The sequence below is a fragment of the Paraburkholderia sediminicola genome (genome assembly GCF_902859805.1).
Taxonomy (GTDB): Bacteria; Pseudomonadota; Gammaproteobacteria; order Burkholderiales; family Burkholderiaceae; genus Paraburkholderia; species Paraburkholderia sediminicola.
In genome coordinates this window covers 186,599-203,001 of the sequence record NZ_CADIKC010000009.1, presented here as the reverse complement: position 1 = coordinate 203,001, position 16,403 = coordinate 186,599, and the positions used below count along the sequence as shown (strand labels likewise).

At 61.8% G+C, this 16,403-nt stretch carries 14 protein-coding genes; 6 read left to right on the top strand and 8 right to left on the bottom strand.

The features are described 5' to 3' along the window. Nucleotides 1-17: 17 nt before the first annotated feature. The gene (locus R8871_RS27995; protein WP_175053379.1) at nt 18-1,235 is read right to left on the bottom strand and encodes an acyl-CoA dehydrogenase family protein; all 1,218 of its coding nucleotides are present in this window, start codon (nt 1,233-1,235) and stop codon (nt 18-20) included. Between the two features lie 292 nt (nt 1,236-1,527). Here R8871_RS27995 and R8871_RS27990 point away from each other — a divergent pair, with 292 nt between their 5' ends. From R8871_RS27990 to R8871_RS27965, 6 genes are all read left to right on the top strand, one after another. Then, entirely contained in the window at nt 1,528-1,818 is a 291-nt protein-coding gene (locus R8871_RS27990; protein WP_007177123.1) for a co-chaperone GroES, read from the top strand. A gap of 18 nt (nt 1,819-1,836) precedes the next feature. Beyond that, nucleotides 1,837-3,477 carry a chaperonin GroEL gene (groL, locus tag R8871_RS27985; protein WP_175053378.1) on the top strand — a complete coding sequence of 547 codons (1,641 nt, stop codon included), beginning with the start codon at nt 1,837-1,839 and terminating at the stop codon, nt 3,475-3,477. Between the two features lie 374 nt (nt 3,478-3,851). Next, nucleotides 3,852-4,709: a transporter substrate-binding domain-containing protein gene (locus R8871_RS27980; protein WP_175053377.1), complete on the top strand. Its 858-nt coding sequence runs from the start codon at nt 3,852-3,854 to the stop codon at nt 4,707-4,709. Beyond that, nucleotides 4,706-5,467 carry an amino acid ABC transporter permease gene (locus R8871_RS27975; protein WP_175053376.1) on the top strand — a complete coding sequence of 254 codons (762 nt, stop codon included), beginning with the start codon at nt 4,706-4,708 and terminating at the stop codon, nt 5,465-5,467. The genes R8871_RS27980 and R8871_RS27975 overlap by 4 nt, the downstream gene beginning before the upstream one ends. Continuing rightward, nucleotides 5,457-6,263, top strand: a complete 807-nt coding sequence (locus R8871_RS27970; RefSeq protein ID WP_175053375.1) for an amino acid ABC transporter permease — start codon at nt 5,457-5,459, stop codon at nt 6,261-6,263. The genes R8871_RS27975 and R8871_RS27970 overlap by 11 nt, the downstream gene beginning before the upstream one ends. After that, the gene (locus tag R8871_RS27965; RefSeq protein WP_217468920.1) at nt 6,250-7,110 is read left to right on the top strand and encodes an amino acid ABC transporter ATP-binding protein; all 861 of its coding nucleotides are present in this window, start codon (nt 6,250-6,252) and stop codon (nt 7,108-7,110) included. The genes R8871_RS27970 and R8871_RS27965 overlap by 14 nt, the downstream gene beginning before the upstream one ends. Nucleotides 7,111-7,229: 119 nt before the next feature. On the opposite strand, the gene R8871_RS27960 is transcribed toward R8871_RS27965, so the two are convergent. The 7 genes from R8871_RS27960 to R8871_RS27930 all read right to left on the bottom strand — a co-directional run bounded on the left by R8871_RS27960 (nt 7,230) and on the right by R8871_RS27930 (nt 16,325). Beyond that, the gene (locus tag R8871_RS27960) at nt 7,230-8,558 is read right to left on the bottom strand and encodes an LLM class flavin-dependent oxidoreductase (RefSeq protein WP_175053374.1); all 1,329 of its coding nucleotides are present in this window, start codon (nt 8,556-8,558) and stop codon (nt 7,230-7,232) included. Then, nucleotides 8,555-9,928 carry an MmgE/PrpD family protein gene (locus R8871_RS27955; protein WP_175053373.1) on the bottom strand — a complete coding sequence of 458 codons (1,374 nt, stop codon included), beginning with the start codon at nt 9,926-9,928 and terminating at the stop codon, nt 8,555-8,557. The genes R8871_RS27960 and R8871_RS27955 overlap by 4 nt, the downstream gene beginning before the upstream one ends. Nucleotides 9,929-10,179: 251 nt before the next feature. Then, nucleotides 10,180-11,019 carry a CmcJ/NvfI family oxidoreductase gene (locus R8871_RS27950; RefSeq protein WP_175053372.1) on the bottom strand — a complete coding sequence of 280 codons (840 nt, stop codon included), beginning with the start codon at nt 11,017-11,019 and terminating at the stop codon, nt 10,180-10,182. Nucleotides 11,020-11,154: 135 nt separating this feature from the next. Then, nucleotides 11,155-12,513 (bottom strand): LLM class flavin-dependent oxidoreductase, encoded by a 1,359-nt coding sequence (locus R8871_RS27945; protein ID WP_175053371.1) that lies wholly within the window; start codon nt 12,511-12,513, stop codon nt 11,155-11,157. A gap of 41 nt (nt 12,514-12,554) precedes the next feature. Beyond that, entirely contained in the window at nt 12,555-13,625 is a 1,071-nt protein-coding gene (locus R8871_RS27940) for a substrate-binding domain-containing protein (protein WP_175053370.1), read from the bottom strand. A gap of 47 nt (nt 13,626-13,672) precedes the next feature. After that, nucleotides 13,673-15,055, bottom strand: coding sequence for an LLM class flavin-dependent oxidoreductase (locus R8871_RS27935; protein WP_175053369.1), 1,383 nt, complete (start codon nt 15,053-15,055; stop codon nt 13,673-13,675). Nucleotides 15,056-15,086: 31 nt separating this feature from the next. Next, a complete protein-coding gene (locus tag R8871_RS27930) occupies nt 15,087-16,325 on the bottom strand; it encodes an SfnB family sulfur acquisition oxidoreductase (protein ID WP_175053368.1) in 1,239 nt (412 codons plus the stop codon). Nucleotides 16,326-16,403: the final 78 nt, after the last annotated feature.

Below are 16,403 nucleotides of genomic sequence, written 5' to 3'. Positions count from 1 at the left end.
GGCGTCTTCCCGGCGCTTCAGAAAACCCGCCCTTCAGTCAGATGCGTGGTCACGCCGTTCAACTCGTAATCGCCGATCACGCGCGCTTTATGCAGCAACGGATTGTGGCTGAAGATCGTGCGCAGATTGCGCCAATGACGGTCGAAATTATGCGCTCGTCCAGTAGCCGATGCCCCGCCGATTTCAAACAGACGCTCGCCCGCGTAAAGCGCCAGCTTGCTGACCACCAGTTGCGTTTTGGCGGTAGCCAAGGACCCTTCCAGCACGAGTTCTTCCGCATTGGCCGCACCGCTGCGGATTGCATTTGCCGAGCGATCCAGGGTGCGTGCGTTCTGTGCGACCAGTGCATCGATCGACAGGCTGTGCGCCGCAAGATCCCCCACCACCTGTTGCACGAAACCGTCCTCACGTGCCGAGGGTGCCGGGCTGTGCAGCACGGGACGCCCGTATTGCGTCACGTAGCGCCGCGCGTCCGCGAGAATGTTGCGCACGATACCTGCCGCAACCGTTACCAGATGCAATTGCCGCACTGCGCTGCCATGTCGGCCCGCGAGACTCGTATAACCCCGTGTTGCGATTTCGTGGGCAAATACCTGCACGTTGTCGAGCACGAGACTGCCGCTCGCCGTCATGCGTTGACCCATCCCGTCCCAATCGTCGAGCACCTTCAGGCCCTCACGCGAGACCGGGATGACAATCGACACTTTCTCGTCGTTCTCGTCCTGCACATTGATACGCGCGTAGTCGGAGAACGCCGTGCCGGTCGAGTAATACTTTTTGCCCGTTACGCGAAAGTGCTCACCGTCGCGCACCAGCCTGGTGACGATTTCACCGGGCCTGGATGTGCCGAGCTCCGTCGACGCACCGCCGAAGATCGCCCCTTCCCGTACACGCTCAATCTGCGTGTCGTTGAAGGCAGAGCGCGGCGACAGCACCAACTGCTCGGTCAAATCGAAGTGAATCCGCAATGCGTGCGCGACATTCGACTCCTCTGCAGCCAGCGTCGCGATCACATGGAATAGGTCTTCCAGCGAGCCGCCGAGGCCGCCCCATTCAACCGGAAAACGGAGCACGCCGAACCCCGATTCGCGAAACAACGCGAAGCGATCGAACGGCAACTCGCGCCGCACCTCGCGTTGCGCGGCATCTTCGCCGATCGCTTTTGCGAGCGCCGGCAATGCGCTGAGCGCTGCCTGAAGCCGCGCACGTGCTGCGCTTTCCTGAGAGACCTGCATGCCGTCATTCCTTGTGTATAAGCGCGCGGATCAGGCTTGATCCGGCTGATTGTCCTGGGAGCGTGTATCGGCATCCCGATGAGACGTGCCGATTCGACGGATCAGTATAGGGACGCCGCCCACCTTGCAAAACCAGCGAATCAAGCTATGGATATGCGTGTTTCTGAAATGCCATTCGCCGATAAGGATCGATGAATCCGTTATTGGAGCGTCGCACGGCATCTTTCTATACTCGATTCCGGTCAGCACTCACCAACGACGAGTGCCAAATTTCAATCGCGGAAGTCGAACCATGAGCCTACGTCCCTTGCATGACCGCTTGATCGTCAAGCGTCTCGACCAGGAAACCAAAACTGCTTCAGGCATCGTCATTCCCGAAAGCGCCGCGGAAAAGCCGGACCAGGGCGAAGTGATCGCCATTGGACCGGGCAAGCGCGATAGCGACGGCAAACGCATCGAGCCCGACCTGAAAGTCGGCGAGCGCGTGCTGTTCGGCAAGTACGCCGGCCAGTCGGTCAAAGTCGACGGCAACGAACTGCTCGTGCTGCGCGAAGAAGATGTCGTCGCAGTCGTCACGCAATAACGAACGGAGCATCAAACCATGGCAGCAAAAGAAATCATTTTTAGCGACGTCGCCCGCTCGAAACTCGTGGAAGGCGTCAACATTCTGGCCAACGCGGTCAAGGTCACGCTCGGCCCGAAGGGCCGCAATGTCGTGCTGGAGCGCACCTTCGGCTCGCCGGTGGTGACGAAAGACGGCGTCTCGGTCGCCAAGGAAATCGAATTGCCGGACCGCGTGCAGAACATCGGCGCGCAACTCGTGAAGGAAGTCGCCTCGCGCACCAGCGACGCCGCCGGCGACGGCACCACCACTGCAACCGTGCTTGCGCAAGCCATCGTGCGTGAAGGTCAGAAATACGTCGCGGCGGGCCTCAACCCGTTGGACCTGAAGCGCGGCATCGACAAAGCCGTGATCGCTGCGATCGACGAGCTGAAGAAGATCAGCAAGCCGACCACGACCAGCAAGGAAATCGCCCAGGTCGCTACGATCTCGGCCAACGGCGAAGAGTCGATCGGCCAGCGTATCGCCGAAGCGATCGACCGGGTCGGCAAGGAAGGCGTCATTACCGTGGAAGACGGCAAGTCGCTCGACGATGAACTCGACGTGGTGGAAGGTCTGCAATTCGATCGTGGCTACCTGTCGCCCTATTTCATCAACGATCAGGACAAACAGGTTGCCGTGCTCGATAACCCGTTCGTGCTGCTGCACGACAAGAAGGTATCGAATATCCGCGATCTGCTGCCGATTCTGGAGCAGGTCGCCAAAGCCGGCCGCCCGCTCCTGATCATCGCGGAAGACGTGGAAGGCGAAGCGCTGGCTACGCTCGTGGTCAACAACATCCGCGGCATTCTGAAGACCGTCGCGGTCAAGGCGCCGGGATTCGGCGACCGCCGCAAGGCTCTCCTCGAAGACATCGCGATTCTGACGGGCGGCCAGGTGATCGCCGAAGAAACCGGGCTGACGCTCGAAAAGGCGACGCTGGCTGAACTGGGCCAAGCCAAGCGCATCGAGGTGGGCAAGGAAAACACCACGGTCATCGACGGCGCCGGCGACAGCAAGAACATCGAAGCGCGTGTGAAGCAGATCCGTACGCAAATCGAGGAAGCAAGCTCCGACTACGACCGCGAAAAACTGCAGGAACGCGTGGCGAAGCTGGCCGGCGGTGTGGCGGTCATCAAGGTGGGCGGCGCCACTGAGATCGAAGTCAAGGAGAAGAAAGACCGTGTCGACGACGCGCTGCATGCAACGCGCGCTGCGGTCGAAGAAGGCATCGTGCCAGGCGGCGGCGTTGCGTTGATCCGTGTGAAGCAGGCCATCAGCGGACTCAGAGGCGTGAACGCCGATCAGGACGCCGGCATCAAGATCGTGCTGCGTGCACTCGAAGAACCGCTGCGCCAGATCGTGACGAACGCCGGTGAAGAAGCCAGCGTAGTGGTCGCGAAAGTGGCCGAGGGTGCGGGCAACTTCGGCTACAACGCACAGACCGGCCAGTACGGCGACCTCGTGGAATCGGGCGTGCTCGATCCGACCAAGGTCACGCGTACGGCGCTGCAGAACGCGGCCTCGGTTGCGGGTCTGCTGTTGACCACCGACGCCACCGTGCATGAAGCGCCGAAGGATGCGCCGGCAGCCGGCCAGCCGGGCGGTCCGGGCGCAGGTGGGCCGGGACTGGATTTCTGATTCAGAACAGCATCAACGCGCTAGCCGCACAAGCACGCCGGCATGCTTTTCACAGCATGCCGGCGTGCCGCAACGGACAGCAAACGCGTCAGCCGGATATAGCGCGGCACACATATCCTGTGCATAGCCGATCGATTCTGTCGCGACATCAATTTTTCCGTTTCAACGACGTTCGCGTCTGCATAAATGCGCGAATCAGATAACGGTATGAAAAATCCTTGGTTCTTTCCGGCGTCACACATGCCGAGAATAGGCAGTCCCGAATCGCGTCCTGTATTTCTCCTCCGGCGAGCCCTGGTGGCTTCATAGCAACGAAGTCACGCCGATCGGCCGGAGCGATATCAGGATCCAACCTGACTTCCGCCTACTCTTTCATGTTCAGCCGACCGACCCGCCCCACCCTCCAGCGCGCCGCATTCCGCACATTACGCGCCGTGACGCTTTTCGCAGCATTGGGCGCCAGTGCCGCCCACGCCGATACGACACTCGATCGGATTCATCAGCGGCACAAGATCGTCATCGGCGTGATCCTGTCCGGGCCACCGTTCGGCTCGCTGGACCCGGCCACACAGAAACCGCTCGGCTTCAATATCGATCTCGCGAACGACGTCGCGAAACGCCTCGGCGTCGACGTGGAGTTGACGCCGGTCCAGCCGTCGAATCGCGTGCAGTTCCTGCAGCAAGGCAAGGTCGATGCGCTGATCGCCAACATGGAAGTCACCAAGGAGCGCGCAGAACTGTTCTCCTACCCGCCCACGCCGTTTGAAGAAATCGGCGGTGCGCTGATTACCCGCAAGGACAGCGGCATCAAGACCTGGAACGACGTGCGCGGCAAGCCCGTCTGCGTCTCGCAAGGCAGCAACTATACGAAGCCGCTCGCCGAAGAATATGGCGCACAGGTGAAGGCATTTCGCGGCCAGCCGGAGTCGTTGCTCGCACTGCGCGGCAATAACTGCGTCGCCGCGGTTCACGTTGCCCCCACGCTGCGCCTGCTCGTCGCGCGCAATCCGGACTGGAAAGACTATACGATTCCCGTATCGAACGAGCTGATTCCGTCGCCGTCTGTGATCTGGGTTCGCAAAGGTGAAACGGATACACAAAGCGCGCTCGAGAAAATCGTGCAGGACTGGCATCGCAGCGGCTGGTTGATCGACGTCGAGCACAAAAACGGCATGCAGCCCTCGCAGGCCGTGCTCGATTTGCATGCGAAGTACAAGGCGCAAGGTGCATGAGCGGGTCGACACAAGGGCTCTCGCACGCCGCCACTAGCGTGGTCGATGCGATCAGCAGGATCGGGCTGAACTACAGTTTCGTGCTCGCGCCTGATGAACTCGCATCGTTCCTGCACGGCATGCTGGTCACGCTGGAACTCTCGCTCGTCACGGCGCTCGGCAGTCTGGGCGCCGGTGTGGCGTTGGCGGCGTTGCTCACTTCGCAGCGTCCGGCGCTCGCGCGCCCCGCTCGCGTGTTCGTTGAGATCACGCGCAATACGCCGACGCTCGTGCAGCTCTTCTGCGCCTTTCTGGTGATCAACATGTTGCTCAGCGAGGCGTTGCGCAATCTCGGCGGCAATCCGCTGACGCCGTTCATCTGGAGCGCGATCGTCATTTCCCTGCACAAGGGCGCGTTTCATGCCGAAGCCCTGCGCGCCGGCATCGAAGCGGTGCCGCGCACCACGCTCGAAGCGGCCCAGTCGCTCGGTTTCAGCCGCCGCCAGCGCCTTTGGAGCGTACAGTTGCCACTCGCGCTGCGCTATGCGCTCCCGGCGCTAGTCAACAACATGGTCGACCTGGTGAAGATGACCACCGTTGCCTCCGCAATCGCCGTGGGCGACATCACGTATGCATCGATCATGATCTGGACGCAGCGCGACAACGTGCTCGAGCTGATGATCCTGATCCTGCTGTTCTTCGGTGCACTGACCTTTGCGATCAATCGCGCGGGGCGCTGGCTCGAAGTCCGTCTGAGGATGCCCGGCTATGGCCACTGAATCCATCACCGTGCCCGCGCGGGACGGGCGGTATCGTTCCCTCTTTGCGTTTGCCAGCGTGGTCGGCGTCGCCGCCCTGCTGGCGCTCGCCGAACACGAGATCGCGCATGGCCCGAGCTATCCCGCACTTGCCGCACTCATGACGTGGGCGCCGGCGCTCGGCAAATCGCTGTGGGTCAACATCGAAATCAGCCTGCTTGCCGTCGCACTCGGCACACTCGCCGGTCTGGCGCTCGGCCCCCTGCTGCTCTCGCCGATACGGGGCGTCCGCCTGATTGTCCGCAGCTATGTGCAGGTGTTTCGAAACGCCCCCTTGCTCGTGCTGATCTATTTTTCGACTTACGTGTTCCCATTCGAAATCGCGTTCGGTCAACACGTCGTGCCGTTTCCCGACTGGTTCAAGGTCACGCTCGGTCTCGCGCTGCCGGCCAGCGCCAACTTCGCCGAGATCTTCCGCGGCGCGATCCAGTCGATCCCTCATGCGCAGTGGGATGCGGCACGTTCGCTTGCGTTCAGTCGAAGCCAGGTTTTCCGTTGGATCATCCTGCCGCAATGCGTGAAGCGGATGCTGCCGCCGTGGATGAACCTGTACGCCAGCATCACGATGGCGACGGCGCTCGCGTCGCTGGTGGGCGTGCACGATCTGCTGGACACCGCGCAGGTGGCGAGCAATACCGTTGCGCGCGCGGATTTCACGGTTCTCGTCTATTTCACCGTGCTCGGCTTGTTCTTCGCTTACTGCTACCCAATCGCGCGCTTCACCCGCCTTCTTGAGAAACGCTATGCTTTCAGCTGATGTCTCGCTCGCTCCCGCAGCCGCAGCCGCTGCGGGCGTGCGTCCTCTGGTCCGGTTGCGCGACGTGCATCTGTCGTTCGGCTCGACGCCTGTGCTCAAGGGCATCGACCTCGACGTGTTCCGCGGCCAGGCCGTGTCGATCATCGGACCATCCGGGTCAGGCAAATCGACGATTTTGCGCTGCATTACCGGGCTATTGCGTCCGCAGCACGGCGAGATCGAAGTCGACGGTACCCGTGTCGACCAACTCGCCTCCGAACGCGACGAGATCGAACTACGCAAGCGCGTCGGTTTCGTGTTCCAGCAATACAACCTGTTTCCGCATCTCAGCGTATTGGACAATCTGATTGTCGCGCCCGTGCGCATCCTGGGCCGCGACAAAGCCGACGCCACTCGCACCGCTTACGATCTGCTAAAGAAGGTCCGCCTCGAGAACAAGGCCCATGCGTATCCGGGTGAACTGTCGGGCGGTCAGCAACAGCGCGTGGCGATTGCACGCGCGCTCGCGATGCAGCCGGATCTGATCCTCTTCGACGAGGTGACCTCGGCGCTGGACCCGGAGACCGTAGGCGAAGTACTGACCGTGATCCGCGATCTGGTGAGGGACGGCATGACCTGCGTGCTCGTTACGCACGAGATGCGCTTTGCCGAGGAAGTAAGCGATGCGGTGTATTTCACCGATGCCGGTGTGATTGTCGAACACGGCCCGGCTAACGCGCTGTTCCGCGCGCCGGTCAGTCCGCGTACGCGTGAGTTTCTGGCGCACACGCCGTCCGCGCCGGAGACTGCTCATGCGGCGCCGCCCCGCGCACCGCTGGCACTGGATCTGCGCCACTTCGCCATCTAGACGATCTCGAACGATCTGTACCTGCGAGTACGGCGCGGGTCGGAATGCAAGTTTGAAAAAAACGCGGCGCCTGCTGAGCAGACGCCGCGTTTTGCATTTCGCGTTTTACTTCTTATGCCTCACTGCCCCGCATAGCGGCTCACAGGCCGCTGCAAACCAAGGTGATCACGCAAGGTAGTGCCGCTATATTCGGTGCGGAATAACCCACGCCGCTGCAATTCCGGCACGACAAGTTCGACAAAATCGTCGAGACCGCCGGGGAAATACGGCGGCATGATGTTGAAGCCGTCGGCCGCTTCGCCCGTGAACCACTCTTCGAGCGCATCCGCCACCTGCACAGGCGTGCCCCAAACGATGCGGTGCCCACGCGCGCCGGCCACCAGGTAATACAGCTCGCGCAAGGTCAGATTCTCGCGGCGTGCGAGATCGGTCAGCAGTTTGGCGCGACTCTTCAGTTGATCGGATTCCGGCAACTCCGGCAGCGGACCATCGAGCGGATACTTCGACACGTCGTGCCCCAACCGGTCGGACAACAGCGACAGCGCGCCCGATGTATCGGTCCATTCCTGCAACTGCGCGTACTTGTCTTTCGCTTCCTGCTCCGTCCTGCCGATGACAGGAAACACGCCCGGCATCACGTGCAACTGCTGGCCCTCACGGCCGAACTTCGGCAAGCGGCCTTTCAGATCGCGATAGAAAACCTGCGCTTCTTCGATGGTCTGCTGCGCGGTGAACACCACTTCCGCCGTGCGCGCGGCCAGGTCCTGCCCCGGTCCGGACGAACCGGCCTGAATCACCACGGGATGTCCCTGTGGCGGGCGCGATGCGTTCAATGGGCCTTTGACGGCGAAGAACTGCCCCTTGTGATCCAGTGTATGTACCTTGGCCGGATCGAAGTAAAGGCCGCGCGCCTTGTCCTTGAGCACCGCGTCGTCATCCCAGCTGTCCCACAGCCCTTTGACGACGTCGACGAATTCACCCGCCATTTCATAGCGCAGCGCGTGATCCGGATGATTGCCGCGTGTGAAATTCGCGGCCGTGCGATCGTACGAGGTCGTCACGACGTTCCAGGCCGCCCGTCCGCTGCTCAGATGATCCAGCGACGCAAACGCGCGCGCGACGTGATACGGCTCGCTATACGTGGTCGACGCCGTCGCGGCGAGACCGATGTGGCGCGTACCCATGGCGAGCGCCGACAGCAGGCACAGTGGCTCGAGCCGCATCGCCATCGACGGATGCGCATCGGGGCCGCTGGTGAGGCCGTCGGCGAGAAAGACCATGTCGAATTTGGCGCGTTCAGCGGTCTGCGTGATGCGCTGCATCAGCGCGAGATTCTCGCTGCCCGCCTGCGCGTCTGGGTGCCGCCAGCCGGCGACGTGGTGCCCCGCGCCCTGAATGAAGAGCCCGAGACGCATCTGCCTGCGGGTACTGCTGCTATTCGTGCTCATACGTGGATCTGTGCGAAGACATTGAAAAGGGATGCGAGGTCGGCGGTGCTCTGCATCGTGTCGATATGCGCGGGAATGAACGCGAGACGTTCGTCGTGCCCGGTGGCGTCCGCGAATTTTGCGGCCAGATCCGTCGCGCTGTAGAGGCGATCGGTCTTATGGCTCAGTACCGTCCCGTTGCGCAATGCGATCTCGACGGTCGAGAAACGCGTGACCGGATCGGTCGACGCACGCGCGGCCGTTTCATCGTGACGGCTTGCCACGCGTTGCGCGAGCGCGATCAGGTTGTCGCGCACGGGCACATCGGCGAATGTAGCCACGCTGGGCGAACCATCCGTCAGCGCGGCCGCGACTGCGTAGGCAACGCTAAAACGCGCTTCGAGACCAGTCGAGGGCAAATGTCTGGAAAGCGGTGTGTCGCCGCCGGGCGGAAATATCACCGTCACCTCGGCAATGTCTTCCGGCGTGAGACGGTGTGTGTCGCGCAACGTCAATGCGGCATGCACGGCGTAGTGCGTCGCCGTGCAGCACGCCCACGGCTTGAAGTACAAACCCGGCACTGCGATTTGCCAGGGCGCGCCCCAGCCGTCGAGCACGCGTTCGGGTTGCGCGGCGCCGCCGCTGAATACGGCAAAAAAGCCGACCGGTCCGTCCAGTGCTTCCGGTGAACCCTGCAGTCCCGCCGCTGCGAGTTCCGCGGCGAATAAACCGGCGCGGGCAGCGAGCCCGGCATGCAAGGGTTTCGCTTCGCTGCCGAACTGCAGACGTAAGCCGGCGGACTGTGTGGCGGCAAGACCCAGCGCGTTCTCGACGGCACCGGCATCGAGCTTCAGCAGATAAGACGCAGCGGCTGCCGCGCCGAGTGCGCCCAACGTCGCGGTGTTATGAAAGCCCTGCTCGTAGTGGCGGCTGCCGAGTGCAAGACCGAGGCGCGCCATCGTTTCGACGCCGACAACGTAGGCGTCGAGCAGATCGAGCGCACTGCTGCCGCGTGTTTGCGCCAGCGCGAACAACGCGGGCAGCAAAACCGTCGCTGGATGGCCTCTTACGCTGCTGTGCACGTCGTCGTAGTCGAGCGCGTGCCCCGCGTAACCGTTGAGCAACGCAGCCTGCTGCGCCGACACACGGGCGCTGCTGCCGATCACCGACGCTTCGCCGCGCGAATCGTTGGCGCTGACTGACAGGAGTTTTTGATAACCGCTATCGCTCGCACCGGCAAAGGCGGCGGCGAGAAAGTCGAGGATGCCGCGTCTCGCGGCGGCAATGGCATCGGCGTCGCGGGACGGCGCCGCCTGAGTGATCGCGGCGGCCAGCCGTCGAGTCACGCCGGTGGCCTGCTGGCCGGCGCTGGATGCATGGAGGCTTGACATGTCGAAGGCGTGAGAGCTGTGAAAACGCACCGGGCAAGCGTTACGCCCACCTCGTTCGACGAAAAACAAAAACTGCGTCGAGCAAAGCAGTGAGGCAACGACCCAAACGCCGCATGCTAACCAAACGCTGCGTCACAAACAAACAAGAATTCACGCTTTCGATATTGCAGATTCTGCGATGCTGCAACAGACGCGTCCCGCTAGCCGCTGCCCTTCATTTCACGGCATGCCGGCGCGCTCAACGCCGGCGCTCAAAAGAACAACAGCGTGCGCAGTTCGATGCTCCGGCGCGGCGGCGCATCAGCCGGCGACGTGGGATCGTCGAATGCCGTATGGGCCGTGAGACGCGCGATGCCGTCGCCCGCCGAATCGTAAATCTTCAGCAGCAGGAATTCATCGGGCGACATCTGCGGAAAGTAGTACCAACGGTGCCGCGGATTGAAAACCAACGCATACGTCTCGCCGACTTTGTCGGGATAGACCAGGTCCGATGCCACCAGATCGTTGAGCGTGATACTGCGCGAATCGCATAGCGCGAGCGGCGACGATTGCACAACTTCTCCGATCGGACGCCACAGATTGACGATCGCCACACGGCCCTGCAGCAAGCGCTCCGCTTCACCTGTTGGCAAATGATCGCGTACCCGGCGCGGCCCCGACACAAAAGTCTGGTCGTTATGGATGTATTTGACGGGCTCCCTCACACCATCGCCACGCTCAGGATTGCCATCACGCAGCGTGTGATCGAACACGACCACCCGGCGAGCGCCGGTGGCCTGTTTCAGCAACTGCTCCGCTTCCCGATAGTAGACAGATTCGATCTTTGCCGGATCGGCGAAATCGCTAAGCGCGCTAGCGTGCCGGTGCAGTTCGAAACCATTACGATCGAGCGACAACGCGCCCGGCGGCGGCGCCACGCGCGCATTTGAAATCCTCACCCGATGCGGCCGATAAACACCACTGCGTTTCGGCACACCCGGCGGCGGTTCGTATTGATACGACACGGGTTTCTCGCCGGTGAACTCGAGGTAGTTCAACTCTGCCTCGACCGTCGCGGCAGACACCGGTGCATCGATGACGATATCGCTCATGTTCGCATCCTCATCACGTTAAAACGATTCGCTGAACGGCCACGACACGCAACGCGTGGCGGCGGCATACTCATGCGTCTATCGTCTCAGCGTAGGCGCTGGCCGCGCCGGGAGGAAATAACGAATCGTGGAAAGTTATGCGCCGGATTGAGGTACAGAAGAATGGCGGCTTTTCGGCCGCCGCAATCCCAGGTTCTCGCGCAGCGTGCGTCCTTCATAGTCCTCGCGGAACAAGCCGCGTCGCCGCAACTCCGGCAATACCAGTTTGACGAAATCGGTCAAACCCTCCGGCAGCACCGGCGGCATCACGTTGAAACCGTCAGCGGCGTGATTCACAAAGCGCTCTTCGAGTTGATCGACGATCTGCGCCGGCGTGCCGACGAGTTGCCAATGGCCGCGCGCACCCGCAACCCGCAAATAGAGCTGGCGGATCGTGAGGTTCTCGCGGCGAGCCAGTTCGATCGTCAACACCTGACGGCTCTTGCTTGCATTCGTTTCGGGCAGCTCAGGGATCGGTCCATCAAGTGGATAGTCCGAGAGATCGAACCCACCCGTCAACCCGGATACGAGCGCAAGTCCGACCTTCGGATCGACGAGCGACTGCAACTGTTCGAACTTCTCTTTCGCCTCGCTTTCAGTGCGCCCCACGATAGGGAACACGCCCGGCATGATCTTAAGATCGTCCGGATGACGGCCGTAAGCCGCCATGCGTCCCTTCACGTCCGCATAAAAGTCCGCCGCGTCCTGCAGCGTTTGCTGCGCAGTGAAGATTACTTCGGCCGTCTTCGCGGCGAGCTCCCGGCCGGCTTCAGACGACCCGGCCTGCACGACAACAGGATGCCCCTGCGGAGAACGTGCCACGTTCAACGGACCCTTGACCTGAAAGAAACGTCCCTTGTGATCCAGCACATGCCGTTTGGTGGGATCGAAGAAACGTCCTTCAGCTTTATTGCGGACGAACGCGTCGTCCTCCCAGCTGTCCCACAGGCCTCCCGTGACTTCCGCAAACTCAGCGGCACGGGCATAACGCTCGGCGTGATCGAAATGCTTGTCGCGGTTGAAGTTCTTCGCTTCGTGCTCGCTCGAGGAGGTGACCAGATTCCAACCCGCACGTCCCCCGCTAATGTGATCGAGCGAGGCAAACTTGCGGGCAATGTGATACGGCTCGTTGAAGCTCGTCGAGGCTGTGCCGACCAGACCGATGCGCTCGGTCACAGCGGCCAACGCCGAGAGCAGCGTGATCGGCTCGAACTGTGCCACGTAGCTGTGCGCCGTGCGGCTCAGAAAGTCGACATTGTCGCCGCGTGTTCCCACGCCGTCGGCGAGAAAGATCAGATCGAACTTCGCGGCCTCGGCTGCTTGCGCGAGCCGGGCGTAGTGGCGGAAGTTAACGCCGGCGTCCGCCTGTGCCTCGGGATGCCGCCACGCCGCTATGTGGTGTCCGGCAGGGTAAAGGAAAGCGCCGAGGCGCAGATGTCCGCTACGTTTGCTCATGGAAGTCCAAAGGAAATGATTGACCGTGCGGCCTCTGACGCTCAGTCGGCCGCCGGAATCCACGCTGCGGTAGCAGCATCGCTCGAACGGAATGCCGGGAATTTATCGCCGAGCTCGGCAATCGTCTTGATGTCGTTCTTCACCAGATCGTCGCGCGTGATCAGCGTCGGCTTGACGACAATCCGATGCTCGGGCGTCTGCCCCGCCAGAAGCAAGGCCGCGGCCCGTACCGACACCGCACCCACCACCGCCGGATTCGTCGCCGCGGTCGCCACCCACGCGCTATTCGGCGCGCGAATCGCCTCGATATCAGAGGTCGAAATATCCGCGCTGTAAATGCGCAGTTTCGACGACAGGTTCGCCTCATCTGCAGCGAGCTTCGCGCCGCGCGCGAATTCGTCGTAAGGCGCGAACACCACACGAATCTCAGGATGCGCACGATAGGCTGCAGCAGCCTGGTTGGCCACCGACTGCGCAATCGGATTGTCCACCGTGCCCCAGCGTGCTTTCTCCTGAACCTTCGGATGAGCAGCCTTGAAGTCACGCCATACCGCATCGCGCCGGTCGAGCGGTGCAAAACCCGCTACGTACACGTAGCCGGCGGCAAAGGTATCGCCGTTATCTTTCACTGCCTGATCGAGCAGCAGCGCTGCCAGATCGCGATCGCTCTGCTCGATCTGCGGCACCTTCGGATTGCCCAGGTCGACATCGAACGCGACGACCTTGATGCCTTTATCCAAGGCGCGCTGCACGACGTCCTTGAGCGATTCAGGCAAACCGTGATTCACGATAATCGCCGATACGCCCAGGCTGATCGCCTGCTGAATCTGTTCGCGTTGCTCGGCCGCATCCTGACGGCCTTCGTAGATGCGCAGATCAATGCCGAGCGCTTTGGCCTGCTTCTGTGCACCGGCTTCATAGGCCTGGAAGAAATCACCCGTCGACAGATAGTTGACGAGCGCGATCTTCACTCCGCCTTTATCGAACGGTGCGGGCGCACCTTTGAGCGGGGCTGCATGCACTGCGGCGCCTGCAAGCATCGTGGCCGCCGTCAGGGCGAGTGTGCGAAACGTAAGGCTCACATCCAGCTTGCGAAGAAGAAACGATTTCATCAATGATCTCCAACCTGTTAGTCGATGTTTTATGAGTAAGCGGGGTGCTATCCGGCATGGGCCGGCGTGTGCGTGCGGTAGGCCGCGCCGGGATGCGGTTCGGCCAGTCGCGGACCACCGCCATGCAGTTTTTCGCGCAGCGTGCCGTTGGTGTAGTCGGTCTTGTAGACGCCTCGTCGCTGCAATTCAGGCACGACCAGGTCGACGAAATCCGCGAAGCTCTCGTGGGTCAACGCATACGCAAGATTGAATCCGTCGACGTCGGTCTCCTCGACCCACGACTGCAACTCGTCGGCGATTTCTTGCGGACTTCCCACTGAAAGCGGGCCGAGCCCCCCAATGCCACCCCACTTCGCAATCTCACGCACGGTCCACACTCGCGTCGGATCCGCACTCGATAACGCCTCCACGGCCGATTGCACCGCGTTGCTCTCGATATAGCGCAGCGGTTCGTCAAGGTCGTACTTCGACAGATCGATGCCGGTCCACCCCGACATCAGCGCGAGCGCGCCCTCGTCGCTCGTGTAGCGGCGATAGTCGGCGTGCTTCGCGTGTGCATCCGCTGACGTCTTGCCCGTGATCACCGTGTGCAGATTGAAAATCAGCACGTCGTGCGGATCGCGGCCGAACGACTTCACGCGTGCCCGGATATCCGCGACGAAATTCTTCAGGATCGTGCGCGACGGCGCAGCGATGAAAATGCACTCGGCGTGCTGCGCGGCGAAATCCTTGCCGCGCTTCGACGCGCCCGCCTGATAGAGCACGGGCGTGCGCTGAGGCGACGGCTCGCAGAGATGAATGCCCGGCACATCGAAATACTGCCCACGATGGTTGATGGGATGAACCTTCGACGGTTCGGTGAAGACCTTCCGCGCGGCATCGCGCACCACGGCGTCGTCTTCCCAGGACGATTCCCACAGCTTGTAGCAGACCTCGAGATATTCCTCGGCAAGCGAATAGCGCTCGTCGTGATTGGCCTGCGCCGGCAAGCCGACATTGCGTGCAGCGCTGTCCAGGTACGACGTGACGATGTTCCAGCCAACCCGGCCGTTGGTCAGGTGATCGAGCGTCGACATGCGCCGTGCGAACGGATAGGGGTGCTCGTAAGAGAGCGAGCAAGTCACGCCGAAGCCCAGATGCTCGGTCACGTTCGCCATCGCCGAGACGAGCAGCACGGGATCGTTGACCGGCACTTGCGCGGCCTGGCGAATCGCGGCGTCCCCATTGCCGTTAAAGACGTCGTAAATGCCCAGCACGTCGGCGATGAAAAGACCGTCGAACTTGCCACGCTCGAGCAGCTTCGCGAGATCGGTCCAGTAATCGATTTGCTTGTAACGCCACGACGTGTCGCGTGGATGCGCCCATAAGCCTGGCGACTGATGCCCAACGCAGTTCATGTCGAATGCGTTGAGGCGGATTTCTCTGGCCATGATCGGGTTCGGTTAAGGATTGCGCCTGGCGTCAATTCCAGGGATGACGTGCCGGCTTGACGCCATTCAGATAGTAGTTACCGACCAGGTGATACTTCCAGCGCACCGGATCATGCAGCGTATGAACGCGTGCGTTGCGCCAGTGCCTGTCGAGATTGTGTTCACCGAGTGTCGACTGGGTACCGGCAAGCTCGAACAGTTTTTCGCCTGCCAGCAGGGCAATTTCCGTCGTCAGCACTTTCGCTTCGCCCACGGCAACCGATGCGCGCGCCACGTCGTCTTCAGTCGTTTCGGTCTTCGCGGCGATTTCGTCGATCACGCGCGCGGCGCGTTCGAGCAAGGCCTCCGCAGCGTGCAACTGGATATGCAAATGACCGATCTCCCGCACGGTCAGCGGATCGTCACTCGCGCGCTCGACTCCGCTGTCAATCCACGGCCGTGAGCGCGAGCGCACGAACGTCAGCGTGTCGTCGAGCGCCGCCTTCGCGATGCCGGCGTCGATGGCGGCCTGGATGATCTGCGAAATCGGACCGTTGAGCGTTGGAAAATCGGACACGCGATGCGCCGGCAACACATGCGAGGCCGGCACACGTACGCTTTCCAACACGACCGTGCCGCTCGCCGTAGTGCGTTGACCGAAGCCCGACCAGTCGTCGATCACGGTCAGCCCCGGTGTGCCCTTCGGAATATAGGCGAGCCAGCCTTTACGTTCGCTATCGAGTCCCAGCACGGGGACGAAGTCGGCGAATAGCGCGCCGGTCGAATAGAATTTGGTGCCCTGTACAACGTAGTCGCCGCCATCCCGTTTCACGCTCGTCTTCAGATCGAGCACGTTCTTTGTGCCCTTCTCCGAAAAGCCGTTACCGAAACGCTTGCCGCCCAGTACCTGCGCGAAGAAATACTTCTTCTGCTCCTCCGAGCCGGTTAGCGCGATCACGTCGACCAGGCCGAAGTGATTCTGCGGCAACTGCCCGAGCGACGGATCCGCTGCTGCAATGATCTTGATGACTTCAGTCAGCGTGACGAACGACACGCCCGCTCCGCCGTAAGCCTTCGGTACCGTGATGGCCCACAGCCCGGATTGCGAGAACCACTCGATCTCCTCGTGGGGCAAGCGGCGTTCAGTATCGCGCGCGGCCGCGCCTTGCGCGAGGCGGCCGGCAAGCTCGTGCGCCACCGCAATGGCCTGCGCGTCGTCGGCGATCACGCGGACCGCGTGTCTACTCTCGTCGCGGATATTCGATGAAGCCGCTTCGCCAAACTCTGCCATGGGAATCTCCGCTTGAATGACTGTTCGCTCAATCTATCAGCGGACACCGCATGCGCAAACTGAACGATTCGGCAATCG